Annotated in this window: 1 rRNA gene; it reads right to left on the reverse strand. The window is 44.4% G+C overall.

The features are described from left to right. Window positions 1-66, reverse strand: a 5S ribosomal RNA gene (gene rrf / locus FCL47_RS24275); the annotation flags it as partial. Window positions 67-225: the final 159 nt, after the last annotated feature.

Here is a 225-nt window from a genome sequence, read left to right on the forward strand (position 1 = left end):
GCTAAAGAGCTTAACTTCCGTGTTCGGAATGGGAACGGGTGGATCCTCTTTGCTATGACCGCCGTAAAATCTGTATCAATTTGTTTGGGGTCGGGGAATATTACTTTATTTCCCCAGCCCGAGTATATAATAGATTTCGTCCCTAAAGGTCTCCTTTCAGTCGCACTTTGGGGATAAGATCCTCTAAGCGTTGCTAAAGCTGCGCAATAGCAACACTAAGAGTAT

The sequence above is a fragment of the Desulfopila sp. IMCC35006 genome, from assembly GCF_005116645.1.
Taxonomy (GTDB): domain Bacteria; phylum Desulfobacterota; class Desulfobulbia; order Desulfobulbales; family Desulfocapsaceae; genus Desulforhopalus_A.